Genomic DNA, 22,885 nt, shown 5'->3' on the forward strand with positions numbered 1-22,885 from the left:
AATGCTTATTGGCCGCGAAAGGAGATTATATGGATAAACAAAGACGCAAGGAATTGTTGGAAGAATACAAACAAATTAAAACCTACATGGGTGTAATTAAAATAAAAAACACTGTCAGCGGTAAAATTTTCATATCAACCTGTTCAAATCTGAAAAATAGATGGCTGACACTAAGAGGTCAACTGGATATGGGAAGATTTGCAAACTCTGAGCTGCAGAAAGACTGGAACGAGCTGGGGGCAGATGCTTTTACCTATGAGGTGATTGAGGAAAAAGAAGTAAAGGAAGATACCGACAAACGGTGGGAACTTAAGCAGATGGAATCGAAATGGCTGGAGAAATTGCAGCCCTATGGAGACAGGGGGTATAATAAACCTTAAAAGAAATGATAAATAGGAGACTATGCAACTTGATATGACACAAGGCAACCCAAAGGCACTGAGAAAAGAAAATCTCGGTGTTTTTGTTTATATAGAAACACTATCAGATATACTGATACAGTGGAAAAACAATACTCTTCGAGGTTGATGTGTGAATTATAATTTGTTATTATATCAGTTAGAATGACGGGAGTTTCCATCTTATAAAAGTTCCCGTCCCTAAAATCTATGTCTATATGACGAGGAGGTTTTGGCATGGTTGACAAAAAGCAATGGATGAGACCTGCCAGCAGCGGTGAGGGAAAAATCTTCTCACGGCTGTGGGCGGGTGAGGAAAAACGTGCTGTTTTGCAGATAGCACACGGAATGGCCGAGCACAGCGCACGGTATGATGACTTCGCCTGTTTTATGGCGGAACACGGATATGTGGTATGCATGAACGACCATGCAGGACACGGTCCCTACGCCAAAATAAAGGGGCATTTTGCAGATAAGAACGGCTGGGAACATGTGATACAGGATATGAAGAATCTGATGGATGAGGTTTCCGAGCAATACCTTGGACTGCCGGTTTTTCTAATGGGACATAGTATGGGGTCTTTTCTATCTCGGTCTTACATTATACGTAATGGCGGGCTGGCTGGTTGTGTGCTGGCTGGAACTATGGGACCTAATAGGGGAGTTCGTTTTGCTCGTATGCTGGCTGTAATGCAAAAGAAGTTAAAGGGGCCAAAATCACCCGGGAAATTCCTGGATAAACTGGGAACTGGGAACTATAATAAACGTATTTCTAACCCAGTGAATAATTTCGCATGGCTTTCCACGGTGGACGAAGTGTGTATCGCCTATGGGGAAGATGAATACTGTGGTTTTGAATTTACTGCGGCTGGCTATTACGATATGTGTTCCGGATTGATGGAAATAAATTCGTCCGGCTGGGCGGCGAAGGTACCAAAGGATTTACCCCTCTACTTATTTGCCGGTGATGAGGATCCAGTAGGTAATTATGGTAAGGGGCCAAGGGAAGTTTATGATGCACTGGTGGCGACCGGACATGACGCACAACTCAAGCTATATCCCGGCAAGCGGCATGAGATGCTTAACGAATCCAACAAACAGGAAGTATATAATGACGTGCTGGATTGGTTGGATAAACATATATCATAGTATAAGAGATTTCGTTAAATATAGTTTACTACATAAGTTTTGTACAAAAAGAATACACATAGATGGTTAAATTAGGAAATTCAACTGAACATAATCGGATTGAGATAGTGCCTCTGCAGGTGATTTTACCAATTTGCAGTATCTGAGCTTAATAATAGTAACATAAGAATTATCGATGTTGCAGTAAAATATGGATACCTGTTTTGAAGAAGTAATAATCAAGACACCTTCTTATTATGAACTATAAGCCCTCTGCTGAGAATATATTAGCGGAGGGCTTATATTATACTAACATCAGTTTTTCTATAATTTGAGATGCAAGCTGGTTTGGATATATTAAAGGAATTAGTAGATATATCCTTCTATTTACCTATTATATCTACAATATTCTTTATTCCATTTTCTATATATTCATATGGAACATTAGAGGTATTTAGTTTAATATAGTTTTTTTTATCATCAAAATCTTGCAAGTAATTTGATGATGTATCTGAAATAAGTATGGAGTTCTTTTCTGATTCTTTTAGGATATTTTTAATATTAATTTTAGTACTAAGCTCAAGACATGTGTGAATGCAGCAATTTCCATAATTATGATACATCTTAGTACCATTATTGATAGTACAATATTTCTGTAATGAATCATGGAGTTTTTCTGCCCTTTGAGAATAGGAATGTCTCATTTTTTTTCTATGTTTTTCAAACATGCCACTCTTTATATAAAGTTCTAAGGCAGCTTGGGATAGCATAGATGTGTCTACGTCAGAATATATTTTATATTTACTGAATAATCCTGTAAGTGAATCGGGAACAATAGCAACTCCAACCCTAAGTCCTGGAAAGATAATCTTAGAAAAACTCTTCAAATAAATTACACGAGATTGGTAATCATATGAATAAATAGGGTCTGCTTTAGAATCAGTTTCATAATCTGCTAAAAAATCATCCTCAACAATATAAACATCATATTTATCAGCCAGTTTCAAAATTTCTTGTTTATCTTTTTGTGATAAGGAATAACCTAAAGGATTATGGTATCTTGGCATTATATAAAAAAACTTTATATCCATTTCTTTAAAGATACGTTCTAATTCTTCAAGATCTATTCCTGAATAATCTCTTTTAATGCCTACTGTTGAAATTCTTTGAGTTTCTAGTTGTTCAATAAATAAATGATATCCAGGTTGTTCAATTAAAATAGTATGTTTATTATTGGGAAAAGGAAGTAGTGTTAAAATAGATAATGCTTGTTGAACACCAGATGTGATAAATATGTTTCTATTATTTGCAAAGACCTGATAGTGTGCAAGTTCTTTCCTAATCACAGATACTAGAGATGGTAAGCCTTTTGGTGTTCCATATATGAATAACTCATTTTTATAGGTGTTGATTGCCTGGTTTATACAGTGTTGGAAGTCAATATAGGGGAATACATTTGAATCTGGAGATGAAGATGAGAAATCTGTAATTAGTGCCTCGTTTTGATTTAAAATATCTTTTTTGGGGACTACATAGTGTCCACTTTGTGGCACAGAATATATAATATGCTTTTTTTCTAATTCTTCTAAGGCACGGATTACAGTCCATTTATTGCAGTTGAAAAGATCTGCAAATTTTCTAATGGAAAGAATCTTCTCACCTTGCTTAAATTCTTCATTTTCTATCATATATTCAATTTTATTGAGAACATCCAAATATTTATACATATAATAACCTCCTCTAGCAAATCTGAACTGGTACAGTTAGGATTTGTTTTCATTGTAACATATAGAATAAGATGATTAAATAGAAATATAAACAACTAGCACAAGGAGGTTAAACTTTTATGAAAAAAATAAAAATAGCATATCTATCAGCAATCGCAAATGCTATAATTGTTGGGCTTTCATTTATATTTATGAAAATTGCTCTTATTTACACGGATCCATTAAATATATTAGCTCATAGATTTACAGTTTCTTTTATTACTATTTCTATTCCAATATTATTAAGATGGATAAAATTAAATATAGGCTTGGAGGACATAAAAAAAATACTCCCACTTTCAATATTTTATCCTGCATTATTTTTTGCTTTTCAATCATTTGGATTGTCATATATATCTTCATCGGAAGCAGGGATAATTCATGCGACTATACCAATTATTACATTAATATTGGCAACATTTGTATTAAAGGAAAAAACTACTTTATTAGAGAAGATATCAGTATTTTTATCTGTAGGAGGGGTGGTTTATATTTTTTTAATGAAAGGGATTAATTTTAAATCATCTAGTTTTATTGGAATTGTATTAATTTTTTTATCAGCAATTTCTTCATCTAGTTATAATGTTTTAGCAAGAAAGATAGTTCAAAAATATAAATTTATTGATGTAACATATGTGATGATCTTCATAGGTTTTATAAGCTTCAATCTTTTATCTATAGTAGACCGACTTTATAAGGGAGACCTAAAGACATATTTTAGCGCATTTAGCAGTCAGGATTTCTTAATATCAATTTTATATTTAGGTATTTTATCATCTGTCGTAACATCACTTTTATCAAACTATGCTTTGTCTATAATATCGGCTCCTAAAATGAGTGTTTTTAATAATTTATCTACTTTGGTTACTGTGGTTGCAGGAGTACTATTATTAAATGAAACGCTTTATTATTATCACATAATAGGTATTGTGAGTATTCTAATAGGTGTATTAGGAACTAATTTAGATAAACTAAGAAAAGATTCTCTATAAGGTTATAAAAGTAATAAATATATTAGAAATATGCAATTAAGAATAACTAAAGTGATAAATCAACTTCCGCTTGGAGACGTTAAACAGTTACAAGGTAATACGGAAAATTATAGACTATAGTTGGCGGCTATAAAATTGTGTTCACCAAAGACGACGAAATCTCGTGCTTTGACAGTAGATGTTCAGCACCATAATTCGTCTGAAATACGGCAGATCATGGGTTGAATTTTTAGTGAAAATATGGTAAAATGCCCTGAAAAATATCAGCAGAATTTATCAACTTTATAAAAATTGGAAGCAAAGAATGTCATGATAAACCATGAATTATATAAGTGGGAGTGATTTTATAAATGAATTTGGTAATTAAAAGGTTTGAGAATCTAACACCTAAAGAAGTATATAGTATTTTGAAATTAAGAAATGCCGTTTTCATCGTAGAGCAGAACTGTGCATATCAAGATTGTGACGATAATGATGACCGTGCATTTCATTTATTCATCAAGGAAAAAGATGATGTTGTTGCATACTTAAGAATCTTAGATAAGGGAATAACTTTTGATGAAATCGCAATCGGAAGAGTTGTGGTAGAGAAGCGTCATCGTGGAACTGGTCTATCACGAAAGATTATGAACAAAGCAATTGACTTTGTAGTTAATGAAATCGGCGAAACTTCAATTAAAATTCAGGCACAATCATATTTAATCGAATTTTACGAAAGCTTAGGCTTTAAAGCAATATCCGAAGAATATTTAGAAGACGAAATACCTCATATTGATATGCTGCTTTATAAATCAATTTCTATAAAGTGAGAATTTATCGAAGCCACTTGTCGAGAATATAAAAGTTAAATTCGCATAAAAGCCGTCACGACCGTGGTGGCTTTTCTTGTGCACAAAATTCAAAACAGAAAGATTACTATGACATCATCGATATCATCCATGGCTTTCAGATTGAGTACATCTATCTTCTACCCCGATTATGATGTTCTCAATTAAAAGGATTTCATTAGCAGTGCAGTACCTTCTTTATATTGGTACTGGTTAATCAAAGGAACAAGGCGTGTAAAGTGCTCTGACGCACAATGTGCATCCAACGCCTGATGATTAATCCATTCCTCGATGAAAATAAAATGTGTTTCATCATCTTCATCAACGAAAAGATTGTATTCTACACATCCTGGCTCCTTTTTTGTTGCAGCTACTAATTCTGCATACATCGGTGCGACAACTTCGAGATATTCATTTTTGATAAAATCCTCAGCAATGACCTTTAGCATTAACAATCACCTCCATCGTATTGCTTAAAAGTATATATCATTTACTACAAAAGATATAGATGAAATATAATAAAGTTTACAAAACCTAGATGGAAAGCTGCGGCAATAGGCCCATCCCGCAGGGTGTCTTGATCATTGATAAAGTAAAATCCTATAGGACGGCTTCTTTATTTATTCACTGACGGAATTATTATTGCAAGTCATATCAAGAATTTCATTTTTAAAATTTAAATTACTTATATAGCTGAATAATTTCAGCAGCTTTTGTTTTAATTTCATTAACTGCTTCAACAGGTTTTATGATTCTTATATTTTTTCCATACGCAAAAGCAAATTCAATGCCTGGCCAAATATCCTCAAAAACTATATCTAAGTAAATTTTATCGTCTCTTACAATTTCTTTACTTATAGTGATAAACTTTCTTCCTTTTATATGATTTATAATCGAAGGGTCAACGATAAAAGTAAACGTATACTTAGGAATCCGAGATTTATAATTGCTGGTAGATGACTTCCAATAAGCTTCTAAGTTAAAATCTCTTGGTCTATCGAAGTGTTCGTTTGTCAAAAGGGCACTTTCTATGGAACTTACCTTATACATTTTAATTATTTCAGTACCCATTGCAATCAAATACCAGATACCTCTTTTACATACCAAGCCTAATGGTTTTAAGATTACTTCTTTTGTTTCGTTTGTCTTTCTGTACACTATCTTGCTTATATTGCTGTTCCAGATGGCATTTTGTAATAAAGAAAGAATATCTTTATCCATAATTACAGGGTTCTCACCCCAAGTATGCATATCTATATAGATATAGTTTTGAATGTTTTCAACTTCCTTAATTTGATTTGGAGCAGAACCTCCTAAAAGTTTAAGTATTGTAGAGTTTTTAAGTTTTTCAAAGCCTAAGTCTTCTAAAATTTTGTCGCCAGTTGGAATAAATAAAGAGTAGATTTCATCATTATTTATTCCGCTTAAAGAGGTTTTGTAATCTCCTAACAGTTTTATTCCTCCGTTTGTTCCTCTGTCAGCGAATATGGGTACCCCAACACTGCTTAAAGCTTCAATATCTCTATAAATAGTTCTAACAGAGACCTCTAACCTTTGAGCTAATTCATTAGCTGTTAGTTGTTTATGCATCTGCAATAACATTAATATAGAAATTAATCTATCTGCTTTCATAATATCTCCTCTCCAATATGACATAGGATGTCAACTATTATAAAGTATAATGTATTTAATATCAAGTAATAGTAATTATATTAATATGGTATTAACCAACTAAAAGGAGGTTTTATGATGAGTAGAAAAATTATAATGAATTTGGCGATGAGTATTGACGGATTTATCGCCGATGAAAACGGTGGTTTTGATTGGATTGTCGGTGATGGAAATAACAAACTTAATACTGAAAAGCAATGGGATTATGAAAAATTTTTAGATAGAATTGATACGGTTGTTATGGGTAAAAACTGCTATGACCAAAAATTTCACGAGGAGTTTAAAGGAAAAACTGTATTTGTTGCTACCTCTACATCTTTGAATGATTATGAAAATGTTAATTTTATTAATGGTGATATTTGCAAAGTTATTCTTGATGAAAAGAAAAAAGAGGGCAAAGACATTTTCTTATTTGGTGGTGGCATTCTTATAGATAGCTTTATCAAAGCAGACGTAATTGATGAATTTATTATAGGTATTATCCCGACTGTTTTAGGAAAAGGTAGACCATTGTTTTTGGGAAACAATCCTACTATAAAATTAAAGCTTGAAGAATACTATATTGATAACGGAGTTACAGTCCTGCGTTATAAAAAACGTTAATTCCCTGTCAAAAGCATTCAATATCTATTTGATGGGAAGCAGAACTTGGGTATTATAAAATCTTGGTGCTTTTGTTCTTTATAATATCTATAAATTACTATTGACACGTGCATAGGTGTGCATGTATAGTATTAATTAGGTGATAGATATGAATGAAAATGATTTAATTTTAAACTGTACCAAAGAAATAGAAGAAAGCATTGATTTCGAATTTTTTAAGACTTTGTTTGACCCGGTACGATGTGATATTATGAAATATCTAGCTATTAACGGTATTAAGAATATCAAAGATATTTCTGAAAATTTTACACAGGACCGTTCAGTTATTTCAAGACATTTGGATTTAATGCACAGATATGGGATAGTCAATAAAACAAAAGAAAATAGAAGTGTTTTTTATGAATTAAACGATAAATATATTCTTGAAAAATTCGAATTAACAGCAGTCAATTTAAAAAAGTTAATACAGCAGTAAAATTTAAAAAGGCAGGAATGCCTTTTTAAAAACATTATAATGTGCATGTATGTGCATTAAAGTATTCACTCATTCACCGAATTAACTGAAAGGAAGGAATAAATATGAATATACTATCTGTTTTAGTAAGCCCCCGAAAGCAAAGCAACACAGCTATTTAAAATATTAATTGAGAGGTGATTCAAGATGGTAACAATTATATTTGCTCATCCATGGCACGGAAGTTTTAATAAGGCTATATTGGATACGGTAACAACTGCTTTACAAAAAAAGAAAAAGGAATACCAGGTAATTGATTTAAATAAAGAGAACTTTAATCCTGTTATGACCGAAGGGGAATTGGCTTTGTATTCAAGAGGACAACATAAGGACCCTTTGGTAACAAAATATCAAAACATGTTAAAAAAAACAGATGAAATTATTTTTCTATTTCCCCTTTGGTGGTATGATACCCCTGCTATCCTCAAAGGTTTCATTGATAAAGTTATGTTGAAAAATTTCGCATATACATAATCAAGTACAGGTTTAAAGGGGAAATTGACCCATATTAAGTCTACCAAAGTGATAACAACGGGTCAATCGCCACGTTGGTATGTAAAATATTTTGCTGGCAATATGATTCAGAAAACATTTATCAATGCTACATTAAAAGGTGTCGGCATTAAAAATGCTAAGTGGATCCATTGCGGGGATGTTTCCAAAGGGGCTCAGGTGAAGAGAGAGAAATTTTTACAAAAGTTGGCAATTGATATTTAAGTGTTATATATATTCATAAGGAAATAATAAGTAAAAACCTTGCAAATGAATTTAAACTTGATGAAAATAGGTATAATATTTTACTTGCACATACAGAAAACATAAATGTTTTTTTAAATTTTGTATATTGAGGATAAGTGATTTTTTCTTGACTTTTACATATATAAAAAGTCAAGAAGCATAAAATGATTGACCCTTGACAGAGCAAGTAGCTTAGGATACAGTTAAGTAAATTTAATTAAATTTACTTAACTGTTTGCAAGGAGATATGTTATGCTATTACGAGAAGTAATTCACGGGTTTTACTCTGACATTATACTAAATGAATTGCGATTGAATCAAGTTATACGGATGAACAGGTCAATATGTTTTGCGATATGCTAAAAATATTTACCAAGGTTTATCTGGAAGAATAGAAGAGTTAAGGTGATGCCGAGTGCGCATATTGGCGACGGCGCAATGGTTACTGCCAATGCTGCTGTGGCGGAGTGCGACGAAAAAAATCTATTTTGGAGGAAGTCTATGAGTACACAACACAACTGGATCTTAGCTGAAAAGATCGATTTTCCAAGAATTTATGAAATTATGCACGCCGCTTTCCCGCCCAGTGAAATGCGTAGCTACGACGGGCAACACCAGTTGATGAATCACCGTTATTATAAGCTGTATATACAAAAGCGGCAGGAAAGAATCATTGCTTTTCTTGCGGTGTGGGAATTCGATGATATTAACTTTATTGAACATTTTGCAGTGGATTCTGCATACCGTGGCGATGGTCTGGGCGAAAAAATGCTGAAAGAGTATCTTTCCCATGCTGCGAAACCTGTATTTTTGGAGGTAGAACCTCCCTCAACGGAGATCGCCTACAGGCGGATTAAATTTTACGAAAGGATGGGATTTCATCTAAATCAATTTGATTACCTCCAGCCAGCACTGCAAGCGGGGCAAAAACCGCTGCTGATGAAAAACATGACCTATCCGAATCCTGTAGAAGAAATCTTGTTTCATTATTATAAGAAAATGGTTTTTGAAACTGTATACAGTACGAAAATTGATTATAAGGAGAATAAGCGATAGATGAAAATTATCTCTGTAAGAACGCGACTAGAGTATGTGTAAACAGCAATTCAGTATTGTATCTGTTGATGGATAACGATAAAATCATCATTTGAGAATAATGAGAGAAATTATATCTTGCTTAGAGAGGAGATTGTTTATATGAAAGTTGAAGTTGTAGAGTATAACAGCGAATGGCCAAATTTATATCTGGAAGAAGCTGAAAAAATTAAAAATATGCTTGGAAATGAATTGGTTGATATTTACCACATTGGAAGCACATCAGTGGAAAATTTAAGAGCTAAACCAATCATTGATATTATGCCTGTGGTAAGGGACATTACAAAAGTTGATGATTATAATAAAGAGTTTAAAGCTCTGGGCTACGAGCCAAAAGGCGAATTTGGCATGATTGGCAGAAGGTACTTTAGAAAAGGGCTGGAAAACAGAACCCATCAAATTCATATATTTGAAGAAAGTAACTCTAATGATATTGAAAGGCATTTAGCTGTTCGTGATTATTTAAGAACATACCCAAAGGATACATTTGAGTATGGAGAACTAAAGAGTAGATTAGCCACTATGTTTCCTTTGGACATTGAGGCTTATTGTGATGGTAAAGATAACTTTGTTAAGGAATTGGAAAGAAAAGCATTAGAATGGTATCACCACGCATAATGAGCATAACGCTTCATAGAGTTACTAGTCATCCCTACGATTTTGTAAAAGCATGTTTTGATTAAATGCAGAGATTATGACTATACTCTATAGAGTGCCGATAGGCGGTGAGTACAAAGTTATTATATTTTATGAGGTGAAGTAAAATGAATCAAATAATAATGTTAGATATAAATTTTCAATATCAAAATGAAACTCAGACGATACATCCAGTTTTATTGTTAAGTACTGATGATGTTGTTCTAGTGGATTGTGGGTATTCTGGTTTTTTACCTTTATTAGAAGATGAGATGAAATCAAAAGGTGTTAATCCCGATTCCTTAACGAAAGTATTGATTACTCATCATGATGATGATCATATGGGAGCTTTATTTGAAATTAAAGAAAAATATCCAAATATTAAAGTTGTGGCAAGTTACATAGAAAGCGACTATATATCTGGTAACAAAAAATCATTACGATTGTTACAAGCAGAAGAAATGTTAAATATGTTGCCGGAAGAACAAAAACAATTTGGAATTCAATTCTGTGAATCTTTGAGAAAAATCAAACCTGTCCCTGTAGATATAAAAGTTAAGAATGGAGAGTATTTTGATTGGGCTGGTGGTTGTGAGATAGTAGATACTCCGGGACATATGCCAGGGCATATTTCTTTATATCTAAAGGAGAGTAATTCTGTTATTACAGGAGATGCTGCAGTAATTGATGACAATAAACTTATTATTGCAAATCCACAATTCACGCTAGATCTAGATATGGCTAAAGAGTCACTTAAAAAACTTATATCTATGGATGCAGATAATTATTATTGCTATCATGGTGGAAGATTTAAGAACCAGAGAAAATGAGCATAACTTGGTGTAGGCAGTCCTGTTGTCTACACTAAGTTAATATTTTTGAAAGGTGGTTGCTCCCTTTTGAGCATCAAAAACTAATTTATATTATGAGAACATAAGAATACTATTTTATAGGAGGAGCACTTATGAAAAAAATAAGCAAAGAATCTTGGAAACGAATAGAGCATTTTAATTTTTTTTCACCGCTTTCAAATCCTTTTTATAGTATAACATTTACCTTTGATGTTACTAATTTATATAAATATGTTAAACAACGTAATATATCCTTTTATTATGCTATGATTTATGCTTCAACAGAAGTTATGAACTCCATAGAAGATTTTCGTTACAAAATTAGAGATGAATCCATTATATGTCATGAAAAATTAATTCCAAGTTTCGTTGATATGAAAAAAGATAGTGAACTATTTCATATCGTAACACTAGAAGCGGGAGATTCCATTGATTCGTTTTGCATTAAAGCTAAGGAACAGAGCATTGCTCAAAAGGAGTATTTCCCAAAATGTAGTTTTGATGGAGACTCTTTAATTTATTTTTCCTCATTACCATGGTTTGACTTTACATCACTTACAAATGAGCGCGATTTGAACAAAGATGACTCAATTCCTAGGATAACGTGGGGGAAATACACCTCAGAGGGAGATACAAAAATTTTACATTATTCAATTGAAGTGAATCACAGATTAATTGATGGTGTTCATATTGGTAAATTTCATCAACAATTGCAAAATTACTTGAATAGCTTATAAAGAAAATCATTGAATTTACTGGTTTCAATAGGCTTTCTTGTATACCTATTCTAATATTGCTCAATTTCTAAAAAATAATTCTATATATTAGTAAAATATTTGCATAAAATACACACTTTGATGATATTAAATCAGAAGGTGTATTTTTTTGAGAAAGCTTTGAAAAATTACATCAGAATGGTATATATCATACTATTCATTCGCAACGTTTCATTGAAACGCTCATTGATAAATAATTTTCAAAATCTAAAATTTAAAGTAATTCTATGTTATAAATAAAGATGGAATAGAGGCATTGGATAATAACAGGGCTTGGGGTATGCTGCTAGATAAAGATAAAGGAAATATAAAATGGAGTATGTATCTTCCAAAAGAAATACCTGAAGAATATTCTATTACAGATATTGCAAAGATTTCAAGATTCTATTTAAAAGATTATCCTGTTTTTACTTGGGACCATGAAGGGGATTTGTTGGTTGTAGGTTTTCCAAAAGATAGCTATACAAAATTTGATTCAAATTATTATTACATTATTAAGGACGATGGGGTTGGAATGAAAGAAAAAACATATGATATATTTACTAAAGAAAATTACTATATAGATACAGATAAAACTTCATTTAGTTTAAAATATGGTTAAGGGTTGATTATATCAAGAAAAATAATAGAGAATCATAGAGGAACTTTAAGAATAGAAGCAAAAGAAAATTATGGATTTAGAAACATGATAACTATATAAAGTACAAGAGGAATACTAATACGCAAAATCTCATACTTCTGCATATTAGTATCATCACCTCGCCCTAACCGATGTTGAGTGTGTGGTTCTGATAACCTCTAGTGGTAAAACAGCAAAATAGACCACCAAAACTATGATATATAGTGGTTTAATGGTGAAAAAAGGGTAAGAATCGGGTGACAAAATGGCTATTTTTTACCCCGATTTTTTAGCGTTTTTATAGATAGTATAGGGTATTTTGATAATGACAGATGTAAAAGTGAGTTTTTCGAGTGCAGGAAAGAAAAAAATTGCCTATATCTTTGAACGAAATGATTTATATTTGACGAGTTTACTATTACTTGTCTCATAAATAATTAAAGTTATATGCTTTACTATAAATTTTTTAGAATTAATGTCGATATTACATATAGAAAAAGTTTTAAAGGAGGTAAATTTTATGCGTGTTAATATGAATATCGGTATGCAAAATAACTTTTTCAATGTTCGCCATATTAATCAAGGCTTAAATCAAAATAACTTTGCTATAAAAAACAGTGAGCAACAAGAACGAAAAGATACTGTATCTATTAGTTCGTTAGGAAAGGCAAGCAGTCTTATTGAGTCTTTGATAAAACAAAAACAGAATATAACTGAAATGAAAAATGAACTTATTGGCACGACCCTTGAAAAAGGGGGAAATATGGATAGCATAAAATCACAGCTTGAATGTTTTGAGAAACAACTTAAAAACATTGATGAACAGATTGCTCAAACAATGGCTGAACAATCAAAACGACAAGCTGAAAGCCAAAAAGAAATAGCATATAAAAAGCCTAAAACAGAAGAAGAAATTCAAACTGAACGCTTAAATTCAATCGTAAGCTTGTCCTCAAGTCTAAGCCAAGCACAGGTGGTTTCTTCTGCGAAAACCAAAGTGGACGGAGAGTCAAGAATTTTAGAAATGGAAATTAAGCTTGATGAATCACGTGGCGGGGCGTCTGCATCTAAAAAAGAACGCCTTGCTGATTTGCAAAAACAATCAGCTAATTTAACCACTCAGATTAACAAAGACTTAATTGAGGCGAGTGAAGAAATTAAGGACAGTAATGATAATCAGTTGGTTAAACCTGAAAACTTTGAAACAATTAAAAATAGCGGGTTGAATACCGAAACAAAACATAAAACAGAATCCAGCATTACTGATAATGTAGGTGATAAAGTTAACGATACCGACTCTGATGAAAAATAAGCTGAACTTAAAGAATAGCTATTTTCAATTAAGTGAGATTATAAGCATACGCTTTATTATACTGAAAACAAATTTAATAAGAAAATTCAAAGGCATTAAGATAATAGAATCTTGGTGTCTTTGTTTATATATAAAACATCTAAAATACAATTTAATAACCTGACGTTTGATGATTAGCTGGAGCGGCTGTATTCTTCGTAACTGAAAAACACAGCCGCTTTTTTGCTGTCTAAAAACAGTCATTTCACAAATGAATAGCAAATACATTATAATGTTATAATGTTAAAGGTATAATTATGTGAGATTAACCTTAGGATACGTTAACACGGCTTTAACTATAATAAACTTCAAACTTGCAATAGCACAGAAAAATTTTAGATTTTCAATGTGCAAAGTGGAGAAAATTTGATTGAAATTTTGCCATTCCCGGTAAAACAGTGGCAGAATTAATTATACTAGATGTCTTGATTATGTATGAAATCATGCTAAAAGAAAAATACCAATGATAATGGAAGATTGAGCAAAGAAAGTGAATGATTTTTACAGTTTTATGAATATAAAGTAATTAAGGTGAAAACATGAAAAATGATAAATTATTTACGGTAAAAACTTCTATGGGAAAAGAAGACTATCATAAGTTTTTATATATAGCTACATTTATAAGAAGTAAAATAATAATTCCATTTACACTTTTGATATCTGCCTTGATGTCTGCATTCCTTGTCTATAATGAAAATCAATTTAATATAACAAAATTTTTTATTTTATGGATTTTATTAGCAGTTGTGGCAGTTCTTGTAGTAATATTTAAGGTTGAAAGAAAAAACAAACAAAGAGTAAAAACGGATAAAACAGGAGTATTTAATTCACAAGAAACATTAGATTTCTATGAGGACTTTTTAATTATAAAAAGCACAGCATTTGAAGGTGAAGCTAAGATTAAGTATAGTCAATTCTACCAAGTATTAGAGTCAAAGGATTATTTTATTACATATTTTAATATGAATCAGGCATCTTTAATAAGAAAAAAAGACATGGATAAGGAAACCATTGAAAGCTTAAGAGTCTTATACCAAAAGAATATGAGTAAGAAGTATAGAAGAATTTAATGAAAATTTGAAGCCACTTTTTATCTAAAAGTACTTCTATATATAATTATTAAAACTAAGTAAACTCCCGATTTATAGGGAGTTTACTTAGTTTTATCTACGAAAGAATCTCATTTCCATCCAATCTAATCCAATCCAGTCATCTGGTAAAGCATTAGATGTGTTTGTAATTACTACTCGATTAACTCGTCTTATATCCGGTACATTAAATATCAATGTATTCCAATTAATAAATATTTGCCCAAAGGGCCTACCATGTTCTAATGGAAGGGGACCTCGATGAACTACTCTTCCATTAATGCTAATGGTAGCGGAATATTGTCTTATAGGGGTTGTTCTATCATCTAATACTGCGCGAATAGCTAGCTGCGCAGTTAACAGCCCTGGTATAAAGAAAAAGGGTGGTATTTCAAAAGTCCATTCTCCACGAGTTCCTGTGTAAAGGATATCTGCATTTCCACTTGGATTTCCATAGTTAGGGAATCCTGATAACTCTTTAAATAAAACAAGATTTGTGACAGCTGGATTATTTGTTAGGATTGGTTGAAGTTGATTTGCATCAACATTTGATATGAAATTTTGTCCATACTGTCTATACATCTCAGGGTCTGGTGTCGCTGAAACCTCCATGGGATTAAAAGCATAGTAGTATTCATAAGGAGCACTAACATAAGGCATCATATTTATTTCCTCCTTTTTAATTAATTTATAGATTTAAACTTTAATTACTTATTAAGATTAAATTCATGGACATTCTAAAGCACTTGTAGATTTGTTTGTTTTTCACTCTATTATATTCTGAGGTAATAATTTTGCCACTTACATTTAAATAAATTTCATTAGTTTAGAAAGTTTTATATAGTTCTTGATAAATTAAACCTTGGACTAACCCAAGTTCACTTTTATGTAGTAGCTAATATTCCCTATGCTATTACCACAGCTATATTGGATAAACTTCTTAATCAACCAACTAATCCATTGCAAGGAGCATGATTATGATGGAAAAGGGGACGGCTAGGTGTTTTATAGCTAATTCTATTATAGATACTCGTATATTAAAATGGCGAATGTGGTTTGAAATGGAGATAATAAGAGATGTTTCTAGGATGATTTTTCACCACCACCTAGAGTAGATTCTGCCATATTGAAGATAGAGAAGAAAAAGAATTCCAAGATTCTACCTAAATATCCCATGCTATTTACAGGATTGATTGAACATGGATAAAAAAGCATTGATAAAGACATTAATGTCGTTTATAATAAAATCAAAACGACATCAATGTCTTTTTTATATGCGAAGCCAATAAATTTAAATAGCACTTTAAAACTATTATCTATTAGAGCACTGGTATAAAATAGGAGGAAACCACTATGGCCCCAAAAGTAAGTGATCAATATAAAAAGGAAAAAAAGAAAGAACTACTTGAGGCTGCAAAAAGAGTGTTTATACGAAAAGGATATGTACAAACAACAATGCAAGATATTATGGATGAAGCAGGAGTATCTAGAGGTGCTTTGTATTCTTATTTCAACAATATTCAGCATATTTTTGAGGAACTTCTTAAATTTGAAGATGAAATAGATATACATCTTTTGGAAAAATATGCCCAGTATTCCTTTTGGCAGCAGTTAACAGGTTGGGTTCAGCTACAACAAAAAAATATTAAATCTATTAATCAATCTCTTTTGCTTTGCAAGACAGAATTTTTTCTAACAATATATCGTGGAGGAAATCAAACAAGTAACCCTTATTTAGTAGAGCGGTACCAGAAATTAGCTGACTCAATAAAAGAGTTTATTGAATTAGGGATTGAAAGAAAAGAATTTAAGCCCTGTATGCCTTCTAAATCAATAGCCTTATACCTTATTTCATTTTTAGATGGGTTAATGCTAGATACATTTAATTTAAGTGTAGAAGTGACAAAGGTAAATGAACAAATTGATATTTTACTTTTTACATTAGAAAAAATGCTTTGCCCAATTATAGAAAAATAAAGGAGTGTTTTTGTGTTATTTGAATCTTCTAAAATTATTTTAAGAAAAATGACATCAGAGGACGTAGAACTGTACCATACATGGAGAAATGACATAGAGGTTATGAAATCTACTGCTCCATTTTTAGATAACTATCATCTTGAGGAAACTACAGAATTTGTTAATCAAGTTATTTTAGGTTCCCAATTTTCAAAGAGTTATATAATAGTAGATAAGGAGTCGAATACGCCAATAGGAATTACTTCCTTGATTAATATCGATTATAAAAATCGTAATGGTGAATTCATTATTGATATTGGAGATAAAAATTTCTGGGGCAAAGGCTATGGAACAGAAACAATGAAGTTACTCCTTGATTATAGTTTCCTTGAAATGAATCTCCATAGGGTATCCCTAAGGGTATTTTCATTTAATAACAAAGCTATTAAACTATATGAAAAGATAGGATTTAAACATGAAGGAATATCCCGTGAAAGTATTTTTCGAGAAGGAAGATGGCATGATATTATTCATATGGGGATTCTTCAAAGTGAATATCTTAAAACTAGTTAGAAATATCTTTGTATGTTTATTTACTTTTGCAGTTATCTATTTATAGAGAATAATTTTTAGTCCAGTATGTGTAGTGTATTGTGGAGATATAAGTAATATGGAGTGAATAAGGAAGTTTAAGAAAAAATATTATGATTGAGGCTATAGAAGGAAAATAAAGTATAATAAATTAAGTGTTGAAATATTTATAATATTTATGATATAATTTATAGGAATATATACAAGGTGGTGAAAATAGGTATGACAACTTTAGTTAACAATATTTTAGACAAATTATTCCATACTAGAACAATATCAGGATTCAATACTCTAGGCCAAGGGGTAAGTGTGTCTAAAATGAATATTATGTTAACTAAAGGAAAGTAATTATTTTACCATTAACTAAATTACATTGATAAAACAATGAACTTAGGTAAAGCATTACTTACCTAGGTTTTTTTATGTATTAAAATAGATGTAACACAAGAAAAAACATCGATATTAATACTTTACAACATGTGGCATAAAGATGTAGAAAGATCATTCTTTGTCATAATGAGCCTAGGTAACACGTCCTTACCTAGGTTTATTTTTTGAAGGGAGAAGAAGAAATGATTGAAGTATCTTTAAGTGGTGTTGAAAAGTATTATGGAGTAAATCAAGTATTGAAGGATATAACATTTCAGGTTTTACAGGGGGATAGGGCAGGAATAGTCGGAAGAAATGGAACTGGGAAAACTACTTTATTTAGAATCATATCTGGTGTAGAAAAGTGTGATAGAGGTGTTCTTTCCATTAGAAAAGGTAGTCAAATAGGATGGTTAGAGCAAATTTCCAATTATCCCCTAGAATTTAAAGTAATAGATGTATTAAACATGGCATTTCATAAAGAACTGAGTATTCAATCTGCCATAAGGGAACTGGAAGAAAAAATGTGCTTTGCCAAAGATCAAGAATTAGATGCAATAATGAAAAAGTATGGAGAACTTCAGGATTCCTTTGAAAGTCAAGGTGGATACAATATTGAGGAAAAGTTAAGTAAGGTATGCGATGGCTTAAGGATAGATGAAAAGTTTTTAAATATGAGCTTTAAAGATTTAAGTGGAGGAGAAAAAACTGCTGTCCTTCTAGGTAAGATTCTATTAGAGGAGCCGGACATCTTGCTTTTAGATGAACCGACAAATCATCTTGATATGGATTCTATTGAATGGTTAGAGTCCTTTTTATTAGAGTATAAAGGGACCGTCATCATCATATCACATGACAGATATTTTTTAGACAAAGTTACTAATAAAGTAATTGAGATAGAAGGTGGAAAAGCCAATACCTACCTTGGCAATTATTCAGCTTATGTGGCAGAGAAAGAAAAAATATATTTAGAGGAATTAAAGCGTTATGAAAATCAGCAAAAGAAAATCAAATCAATGGAGGAATCTATTAAAAGATTGAAGGATTGGGCAAATAGAGGAGATAATGAAAAAATTTTTAAAAGAGCATTTAATATGGAGAAAAGATTAGAGAAAATGGATAAAGTAGATAGACCTATACTAGATAATGATAAAATGAAACTGGATCTTTCTATCCAAGAAAGATCTGGACAGGATGTTATTTTAGTTGAAGGATTGCATAAAAAAATAGGGGAAAAGGTTTTATTTAATGACCTAAGCTTTTCTCTCAAGTGTGGAGAAAAAGTGGCCCTTGTGGGTAAAAACGGAAGTGGTAAATCAACCTTTATTAAAACAGTATTAGGTGAAAATTCTTTAGATAAGGGAAAAATTAAAATAGGTGCCAATGTAAAAATAAGCTATTTACAGCAAGAGATATACTTTAATAATGAAGAAAATACTGTTTTAGAAACCTTTAGAGAGGAATATTTGTGTACAGAGGGGGAGGCTAGGAATATATTAGCTAAGTTTTTATTTTATGGTGAAGATGTTTTTAAACGGGTCAAAAATCTATCGGGGGGAGAAAGGAGTAGACTTCGCCTTTGTCAATTAATGTATAAAGATATGAATACTCTAATATTAGATGAGCCGACAAATCACTTGGATATTATGGGGCGTGAAATGTTGGAAGAAACACTATTACAATTTGATGGAACGATGATTTTTATATCTCACGATCGGTATTTTATTAATAGACTAGCAAACAAAGTGGTGGAACTCTCCAATAAAAAACTAGTTAGTTACTTAGGAAATTATGATTATTATCGTGAAAAGAAATTATCTAAAAACAAAAATGAAGAATCTAAGGGACAAAATAAGAAGTCGGATAAGAAGTCAGATAAGAAGTCAGCTAATAACCTTAAGAGAAACCCCAAAAATATGGCAGAGAAATCAAATACTAAAAAACTTAAGGAAATAGAAGAGCAAATAAACCGATATGAAGTTTTAATTGCTGATAAGGAAGCAGAAATAAATTTGAATGCTACAGATTTTAATAAGTTAAAGGATTTATATAATGACAAAAACAATCTTGAGAATCATCTTAATCAGCTTCTAGATGAATGGATTATATTAAATGAATAAAAAGCTTTGGTGACAGTGTTTTTATTTTCCCTCAAATTATTGTTTGAGGGATTTTTGTTTAAATAAAGGTTCACATTTTTTATGAGTATGTTAATAATTAGAACGGAAATAGAATAGCAAATTTAGATACAAGTAAAAAAGAATCTATTGTATAGCTTTTTTATGAAATTAAGCAAAGTTAATGATAACCTTAAGAAAAAGTTTATAAATAGTTAAAAGCAATTTAAAGTATATGCTATATAATTAATATTATATATTGAAAGATTTAAAAAGAAATTTTGTTTTACATTATTGAAAAGTTTCATAAGGAGTAGTTTTTGTAGTTAATAAATGGTAGAAAGTTGAGGTATATTTGTGAATAATACGAAGGATAAGATTATGCTCGTCTGTTGCTTATTAATCATCATCGGAGCATTAACAGGAATTATTATATATGCTACATCTAGTGGAATTATGGATATTATGACTTCTATTGAATCATTTAAAACATACATAGATGGATTTGGTAACAAAGCTATTATTATTTTTTTTATAATACAATTCATGTCTGTTGTCATTGCGCCGATACCCAGCAATATAAGTACAGCTGCAGGAGGAATAGTATTTGGTATATGGAAGACATTTATTACGAGTACACTTGCAGTAATTTTAGGCTCAATGTTAGTATTTATTCTTTCAAGAAAATTTGGAAAGCCACTTACGGACAAATTTGTTAGCCAAAAGATTGCAGGTAAGTACGGACAACTTGTAGAATCAAAAAGTGAAATGCTATTAATAGCTATGTTTCTATTGCCATTTTTTCCTGATGACTCTATTTGCTTTTTAGCAGGACTTAGTAAAATAAAATGTAATAGATTTTTTGCAATCATGTTGTTGACGAGGCCATGGGGACTTCTAGTTTCCTCAGTAGTAGGTGCTACAAATATTACAATTCCATGGTGGGGTTGGATAAGTATTGTTTTACTAGTAGTAGTATTATTTATTCTTATACAAAAATATGGTGATAAAATTGAAGACAAATTAATGGATATTATTCATATGAAATTAGGAAGGAACAAAGAAAATTAGAAATATCAAAGATACCATTTATTCCGTAATACTAAATGATGATATCTAGTTATTTTAAGTTGTTATAAATAGATAAAATAAAGAAAGCAATACCTATGTAATAGAACGGTACTGTGTACGGAGAATTATATAAAGATTATGTAATCCACTAAATTAGAAGATATATATAGAATAAACTAGATATTTCAAGATATAGTTTCATTTATTAACTTAATGGCTGAATAAGCAGCTTACAATTTATAATATTTAAACAGTATTATGCTATAATATTTAGTGTGCCTAAATTATTATAGAAAGAAGAATGATAATGACTGATTCAGAATATAAAAAAGATGGAAAAAAAGCTAAATTATTTAAGTGGTTAAAAGACCCTACAAGAGCTGATGTTATTAATATTGCATGGCCTGTTCTTGTGGAGCTTCTTCTGGGATCACTTTTTGGTATGATAGATATGATGATGCTTGGAAGGATAGGTGATAGCTCATTAGCAGCAGCTTCTGTTGCAGCTGTAGGTATAACTAATCAGCCTTTATTTATAGGTATATCTCTTGTGCAGGCGTTAAATGTAGGAGCAACAGCCATGATTGCTCGATACCTAGGAGCTAATCAGAATGAAAGAATAGAAACTACTTTAAAGCATGTAATATTATTAAGCCTGCTAATGCTAGCAATCCCTCTATCTATATTAGGAATAGTTTTTACAGATTCTATTATGAACTTTATGGGTGCACAAGCTGATGCTTTGCATGTGGGGAGAAATTATTTTAAAGTTGTTATGGTAGGATTTATATTCCAATCATTTAATATGTCTGTATCCGCGGCACTTCGAGGGATTGGTGAAACCAAAACACCTATGAAGATAAATCTAAAGGCAAATTTTTTAAATGTTATTGGTAATGCACTTCTTATATATGGTCTTTTAGGACTGCCTAAACTTGGTGTTACTGGAGCAGGGATATCCACTGCTATATCTAATGTTATTGCAAGTGTACTTTTATTTATCTATATTATAAAAGGAAAAAGTATTATAAAACTTAATATAAGAAAGCCCTTTAAATTTGATAAAGACATTATATACAATCTAGTGAGGATAGGTGTACCTGCGTCATTAGAACAGTTAGTTTTAAGAACAGGTGTGCTTTTGTTTGTAAAAATAGTTGCAGGACTTGGAACTGTTGTTTATGCAGCGCATCAAATATCACTAAGTATATTGAACCTTTCCCTCCAACCAGGTCAAGCATTTGGAATAGCAGCCTCATCACTAGTAGGTAGAACATTGGGAACTAACGAACTTTCACAGGCTGAAAATTATGCAAAGGAAACCCGGAGAATAGGATCCATGATATCTACTTTTATGGCTATAATATTCTTTTTCTTTGGACCGCAGCTTGTAGGATTATATTCAAATGATCCAGAGATTATACAAAGCGCCTCCGTTGCGTTAAAAATAATAGCCTTAGTTCAACCTTTTCAGTCATCTCAGCTCATATTAGCAGGAGGATTAAGGGGCGCAGGAGATACTTTTTGGCCCTTAATAGCTACATTTTTTGGAGTATTATTGGTTAGAGTTGCACTGGCACATGTATTTGTTAATATATTCGGATATGGATTGGCAGGAGCGTGGATGGCAGTATTTGTCGATCAGCTTGTAAGATGGTTATTTGTTTACATGAGGTTTAGAACAGGGCAGTGGAAACACACAAAATTAAGATAGATACATGACTATGC

25 protein-coding genes are annotated in these 22,885 nt (G+C 31.6%); 21 read left to right on the forward strand and 4 right to left on the reverse strand.

Features of this window, described 5'->3' with window-relative positions; genetic code table 11:
• Nucleotides 1-29 precede the first annotated feature (29 nt).
• A complete protein-coding gene (locus KQI88_RS02585; protein WP_216414792.1) occupies nt 30-380 on the forward strand; it encodes a GIY-YIG nuclease family protein in 351 nt (116 codons plus the stop codon).
• 255 nt (nt 381-635) lie between these two features.
• Nucleotides 636-1,547, forward strand: coding sequence for an alpha/beta fold hydrolase (locus tag KQI88_RS02590; RefSeq protein ID WP_216414793.1), 912 nt, complete (start codon nt 636-638; stop codon nt 1,545-1,547).
• A gap of 362 nt (nt 1,548-1,909) precedes the next feature.
• On the opposite strand, the gene KQI88_RS02595 is transcribed toward KQI88_RS02590, so the two are convergent.
• Nucleotides 1,910-3,253: an aminotransferase-like domain-containing protein gene (locus KQI88_RS02595; RefSeq protein WP_216414794.1), complete on the reverse strand. Its 1,344-nt coding sequence runs from the start codon at nt 3,251-3,253 to the stop codon at nt 1,910-1,912.
• A 119-nt stretch (nt 3,254-3,372) separates the two neighbouring features.
• Here KQI88_RS02595 and KQI88_RS02600 point away from each other — a divergent pair, with 119 nt between their 5' ends.
• Nucleotides 3,373-4,284: a DMT family transporter gene (locus KQI88_RS02600; RefSeq protein WP_216414795.1), complete on the forward strand. Its 912-nt coding sequence runs from the start codon at nt 3,373-3,375 to the stop codon at nt 4,282-4,284.
• 350 nt (nt 4,285-4,634) lie between these two features.
• Nucleotides 4,635-5,093, forward strand: coding sequence for a GNAT family N-acetyltransferase (locus KQI88_RS02605; protein WP_216414796.1), 459 nt, complete (start codon nt 4,635-4,637; stop codon nt 5,091-5,093).
• Nucleotides 5,094-5,275: 182 nt separating this feature from the next.
• Here the strand turns inward: KQI88_RS02605 and KQI88_RS02610 are convergent, their stop codons facing one another.
• Both KQI88_RS02610 and KQI88_RS02615 read right to left on the reverse strand, forming a co-directional pair.
• Nucleotides 5,276-5,560 carry a putative quinol monooxygenase gene (locus KQI88_RS02610; protein ID WP_216414797.1) on the reverse strand — a complete coding sequence of 95 codons (285 nt, stop codon included), beginning with the start codon at nt 5,558-5,560 and terminating at the stop codon, nt 5,276-5,278.
• A gap of 232 nt (nt 5,561-5,792) precedes the next feature.
• On the reverse strand, nt 5,793-6,743 hold the full coding sequence (locus tag KQI88_RS02615) for a helix-turn-helix transcriptional regulator (RefSeq protein WP_216414798.1): 951 nt from the start codon (nt 6,741-6,743) through the stop codon (nt 5,793-5,795).
• Nucleotides 6,744-6,860: 117 nt separating this feature from the next.
• Here KQI88_RS02615 and KQI88_RS02620 point away from each other — a divergent pair, with 117 nt between their 5' ends.
• From KQI88_RS02620 to KQI88_RS02665, 10 genes are all read left to right on the forward strand, one after another.
• Nucleotides 6,861-7,385 carry a dihydrofolate reductase family protein gene (locus KQI88_RS02620; RefSeq protein WP_216414799.1) on the forward strand — a complete coding sequence of 175 codons (525 nt, stop codon included), beginning with the start codon at nt 6,861-6,863 and terminating at the stop codon, nt 7,383-7,385.
• A 148-nt stretch (nt 7,386-7,533) separates the two neighbouring features.
• Nucleotides 7,534-7,860 (forward strand): ArsR/SmtB family transcription factor, encoded by a 327-nt coding sequence (locus KQI88_RS02625; RefSeq protein WP_216414800.1) that lies wholly within the window; start codon nt 7,534-7,536, stop codon nt 7,858-7,860.
• Nucleotides 7,861-8,046: 186 nt separating this feature from the next.
• Nucleotides 8,047-8,373, forward strand: a complete 327-nt coding sequence (locus tag KQI88_RS17985) for an NAD(P)H-dependent oxidoreductase (RefSeq protein ID WP_246579088.1) — start codon at nt 8,047-8,049, stop codon at nt 8,371-8,373.
• A 765-nt stretch (nt 8,374-9,138) separates the two neighbouring features.
• Entirely contained in the window at nt 9,139-9,693 is a 555-nt protein-coding gene (locus KQI88_RS02635; protein WP_216414801.1) for a GNAT family N-acetyltransferase, read from the forward strand.
• A 141-nt stretch (nt 9,694-9,834) separates the two neighbouring features.
• Complete coding sequence (locus tag KQI88_RS02640) at nt 9,835-10,350, forward strand: GrpB family protein (RefSeq protein WP_216414802.1); 516 nt, start codon at nt 9,835-9,837, stop codon at nt 10,348-10,350.
• A 146-nt stretch (nt 10,351-10,496) separates the two neighbouring features.
• A complete protein-coding gene (locus tag KQI88_RS02645; RefSeq protein ID WP_216414803.1) occupies nt 10,497-11,198 on the forward strand; it encodes an MBL fold metallo-hydrolase in 702 nt (233 codons plus the stop codon).
• A gap of 134 nt (nt 11,199-11,332) precedes the next feature.
• On the forward strand, nt 11,333-11,956 hold the full coding sequence (locus tag KQI88_RS02650; RefSeq protein ID WP_216414804.1) for a CatA-like O-acetyltransferase: 624 nt from the start codon (nt 11,333-11,335) through the stop codon (nt 11,954-11,956).
• A 295-nt stretch (nt 11,957-12,251) separates the two neighbouring features.
• The gene (locus KQI88_RS02655; protein ID WP_216414805.1) at nt 12,252-12,596 is read left to right on the forward strand and encodes a hypothetical protein; all 345 of its coding nucleotides are present in this window, start codon (nt 12,252-12,254) and stop codon (nt 12,594-12,596) included.
• A 538-nt stretch (nt 12,597-13,134) separates the two neighbouring features.
• A complete protein-coding gene (locus KQI88_RS02660; protein ID WP_216414806.1) occupies nt 13,135-13,926 on the forward strand; it encodes a hypothetical protein in 792 nt (263 codons plus the stop codon).
• Between the two features lie 578 nt (nt 13,927-14,504).
• Nucleotides 14,505-15,035: a YcxB family protein gene (locus KQI88_RS02665; protein ID WP_216414807.1), complete on the forward strand. Its 531-nt coding sequence runs from the start codon at nt 14,505-14,507 to the stop codon at nt 15,033-15,035.
• A 93-nt stretch (nt 15,036-15,128) separates the two neighbouring features.
• On the opposite strand, the gene KQI88_RS02670 is transcribed toward KQI88_RS02665, so the two are convergent.
• Entirely contained in the window at nt 15,129-15,716 is a 588-nt protein-coding gene (locus KQI88_RS02670) for a hypothetical protein (RefSeq protein WP_330656027.1), read from the reverse strand.
• A gap of 314 nt (nt 15,717-16,030) precedes the next feature.
• On the opposite strand from KQI88_RS02670, the gene KQI88_RS02675 reads away from it, so the two are divergent.
• From KQI88_RS02675 to KQI88_RS02700, 7 genes are all read left to right on the forward strand, one after another.
• Nucleotides 16,031-16,168, forward strand: coding sequence for a hypothetical protein (locus KQI88_RS02675; RefSeq protein ID WP_216414808.1), 138 nt, complete (start codon nt 16,031-16,033; stop codon nt 16,166-16,168).
• 238 nt (nt 16,169-16,406) lie between these two features.
• Nucleotides 16,407-17,030, forward strand: coding sequence for a TetR family transcriptional regulator (locus KQI88_RS02680; RefSeq protein ID WP_216414809.1), 624 nt, complete (start codon nt 16,407-16,409; stop codon nt 17,028-17,030).
• Nucleotides 17,031-17,042: 12 nt separating this feature from the next.
• A complete protein-coding gene (locus KQI88_RS02685) occupies nt 17,043-17,582 on the forward strand; it encodes a GNAT family N-acetyltransferase (RefSeq protein ID WP_216414810.1) in 540 nt (179 codons plus the stop codon).
• A 240-nt stretch (nt 17,583-17,822) separates the two neighbouring features.
• Nucleotides 17,823-17,948 carry a hypothetical protein gene (locus KQI88_RS18240; RefSeq protein WP_281417525.1) on the forward strand — a complete coding sequence of 42 codons (126 nt, stop codon included), beginning with the start codon at nt 17,823-17,825 and terminating at the stop codon, nt 17,946-17,948.
• 224 nt (nt 17,949-18,172) lie between these two features.
• Nucleotides 18,173-20,089 carry a ribosomal protection-like ABC-F family protein gene (gene abc-f, locus KQI88_RS02690; RefSeq protein WP_216414811.1) on the forward strand — a complete coding sequence of 639 codons (1,917 nt, stop codon included), beginning with the start codon at nt 18,173-18,175 and terminating at the stop codon, nt 20,087-20,089.
• A 354-nt stretch (nt 20,090-20,443) separates the two neighbouring features.
• Nucleotides 20,444-21,157 (forward strand): TVP38/TMEM64 family protein, encoded by a 714-nt coding sequence (locus KQI88_RS02695; RefSeq protein WP_216414812.1) that lies wholly within the window; start codon nt 20,444-20,446, stop codon nt 21,155-21,157.
• A 307-nt stretch (nt 21,158-21,464) separates the two neighbouring features.
• A complete protein-coding gene (locus KQI88_RS02700) occupies nt 21,465-22,871 on the forward strand; it encodes an MATE family efflux transporter (RefSeq protein ID WP_216414813.1) in 1,407 nt (468 codons plus the stop codon).
• The last annotated feature ends 14 nt before the right edge of the window (nt 22,872-22,885 follow it).

Source organism: Alkaliphilus flagellatus (assembly GCF_018919215.1).
GTDB classification, from domain to species: Bacteria; Bacillota; Clostridia; order Peptostreptococcales; family Natronincolaceae; genus Alkaliphilus_B; species Alkaliphilus_B flagellatus.

Coding starts and splice junctions, on each gene's coding strand:
- KQI88_RS02585 (WP_216414792.1), top strand. CDS start 30: ATGGATAAACAAAGACGCAAGGAATTGTTGGAAGAATACAAACAAATT.
- KQI88_RS02660 (WP_216414806.1), top strand. CDS start 13,135: ATGCGTGTTAATATGAATATCGGTATGCAAAATAACTTTTTCAATGTT.
- KQI88_RS02600 (WP_216414795.1), top strand. CDS start 3,373: ATGAAAAAAATAAAAATAGCATATCTATCAGCAATCGCAAATGCTATA.
- KQI88_RS02675 (WP_216414808.1), top strand. CDS start 16,031: ATGATGGAAAAGGGGACGGCTAGGTGTTTTATAGCTAATTCTATTATA.
- KQI88_RS02645 (WP_216414803.1), top strand. CDS start 10,497: ATGAATCAAATAATAATGTTAGATATAAATTTTCAATATCAAAATGAA.
- KQI88_RS02590 (WP_216414793.1), top strand. CDS start 636: ATGGTTGACAAAAAGCAATGGATGAGACCTGCCAGCAGCGGTGAGGGA.
- KQI88_RS18240 (WP_281417525.1), top strand. CDS start 17,823: ATGACAACTTTAGTTAACAATATTTTAGACAAATTATTCCATACTAGA.
- KQI88_RS02595 (WP_216414794.1), bottom strand. CDS start 3,253: ATGTATAAATATTTGGATGTTCTCAATAAAATTGAATATATGATAGAA.
- KQI88_RS02650 (WP_216414804.1), top strand. CDS start 11,333: ATGAAAAAAATAAGCAAAGAATCTTGGAAACGAATAGAGCATTTTAAT.
- KQI88_RS02665 (WP_216414807.1), top strand. CDS start 14,505: ATGAAAAATGATAAATTATTTACGGTAAAAACTTCTATGGGAAAAGAA.
- KQI88_RS02670 (WP_330656027.1), bottom strand. CDS start 15,716: ATGATGCCTTATGTTAGTGCTCCTTATGAATACTACTATGCTTTTAAT.
- KQI88_RS02605 (WP_216414796.1), top strand. CDS start 4,635: ATGAATTTGGTAATTAAAAGGTTTGAGAATCTAACACCTAAAGAAGTA.
- KQI88_RS02610 (WP_216414797.1), bottom strand. CDS start 5,560: ATGCTAAAGGTCATTGCTGAGGATTTTATCAAAAATGAATATCTCGAA.
- KQI88_RS02620 (WP_216414799.1), top strand. CDS start 6,861: ATGAGTAGAAAAATTATAATGAATTTGGCGATGAGTATTGACGGATTT.
- KQI88_RS02640 (WP_216414802.1), top strand. CDS start 9,835: ATGAAAGTTGAAGTTGTAGAGTATAACAGCGAATGGCCAAATTTATAT.
- KQI88_RS02680 (WP_216414809.1), top strand. CDS start 16,407: ATGGCCCCAAAAGTAAGTGATCAATATAAAAAGGAAAAAAAGAAAGAA.
- KQI88_RS02635 (WP_216414801.1), top strand. CDS start 9,139: ATGAGTACACAACACAACTGGATCTTAGCTGAAAAGATCGATTTTCCA.
- abc-f (WP_216414811.1), top strand. CDS start 18,173: ATGATTGAAGTATCTTTAAGTGGTGTTGAAAAGTATTATGGAGTAAAT.
- KQI88_RS02700 (WP_216414813.1), top strand. CDS start 21,465: ATGACTGATTCAGAATATAAAAAAGATGGAAAAAAAGCTAAATTATTT.
- KQI88_RS02625 (WP_216414800.1), top strand. CDS start 7,534: ATGAATGAAAATGATTTAATTTTAAACTGTACCAAAGAAATAGAAGAA.
- KQI88_RS02615 (WP_216414798.1), bottom strand. CDS start 6,743: ATGAAAGCAGATAGATTAATTTCTATATTAATGTTATTGCAGATGCAT.
- KQI88_RS17985 (WP_246579088.1), top strand. CDS start 8,047: ATGGTAACAATTATATTTGCTCATCCATGGCACGGAAGTTTTAATAAG.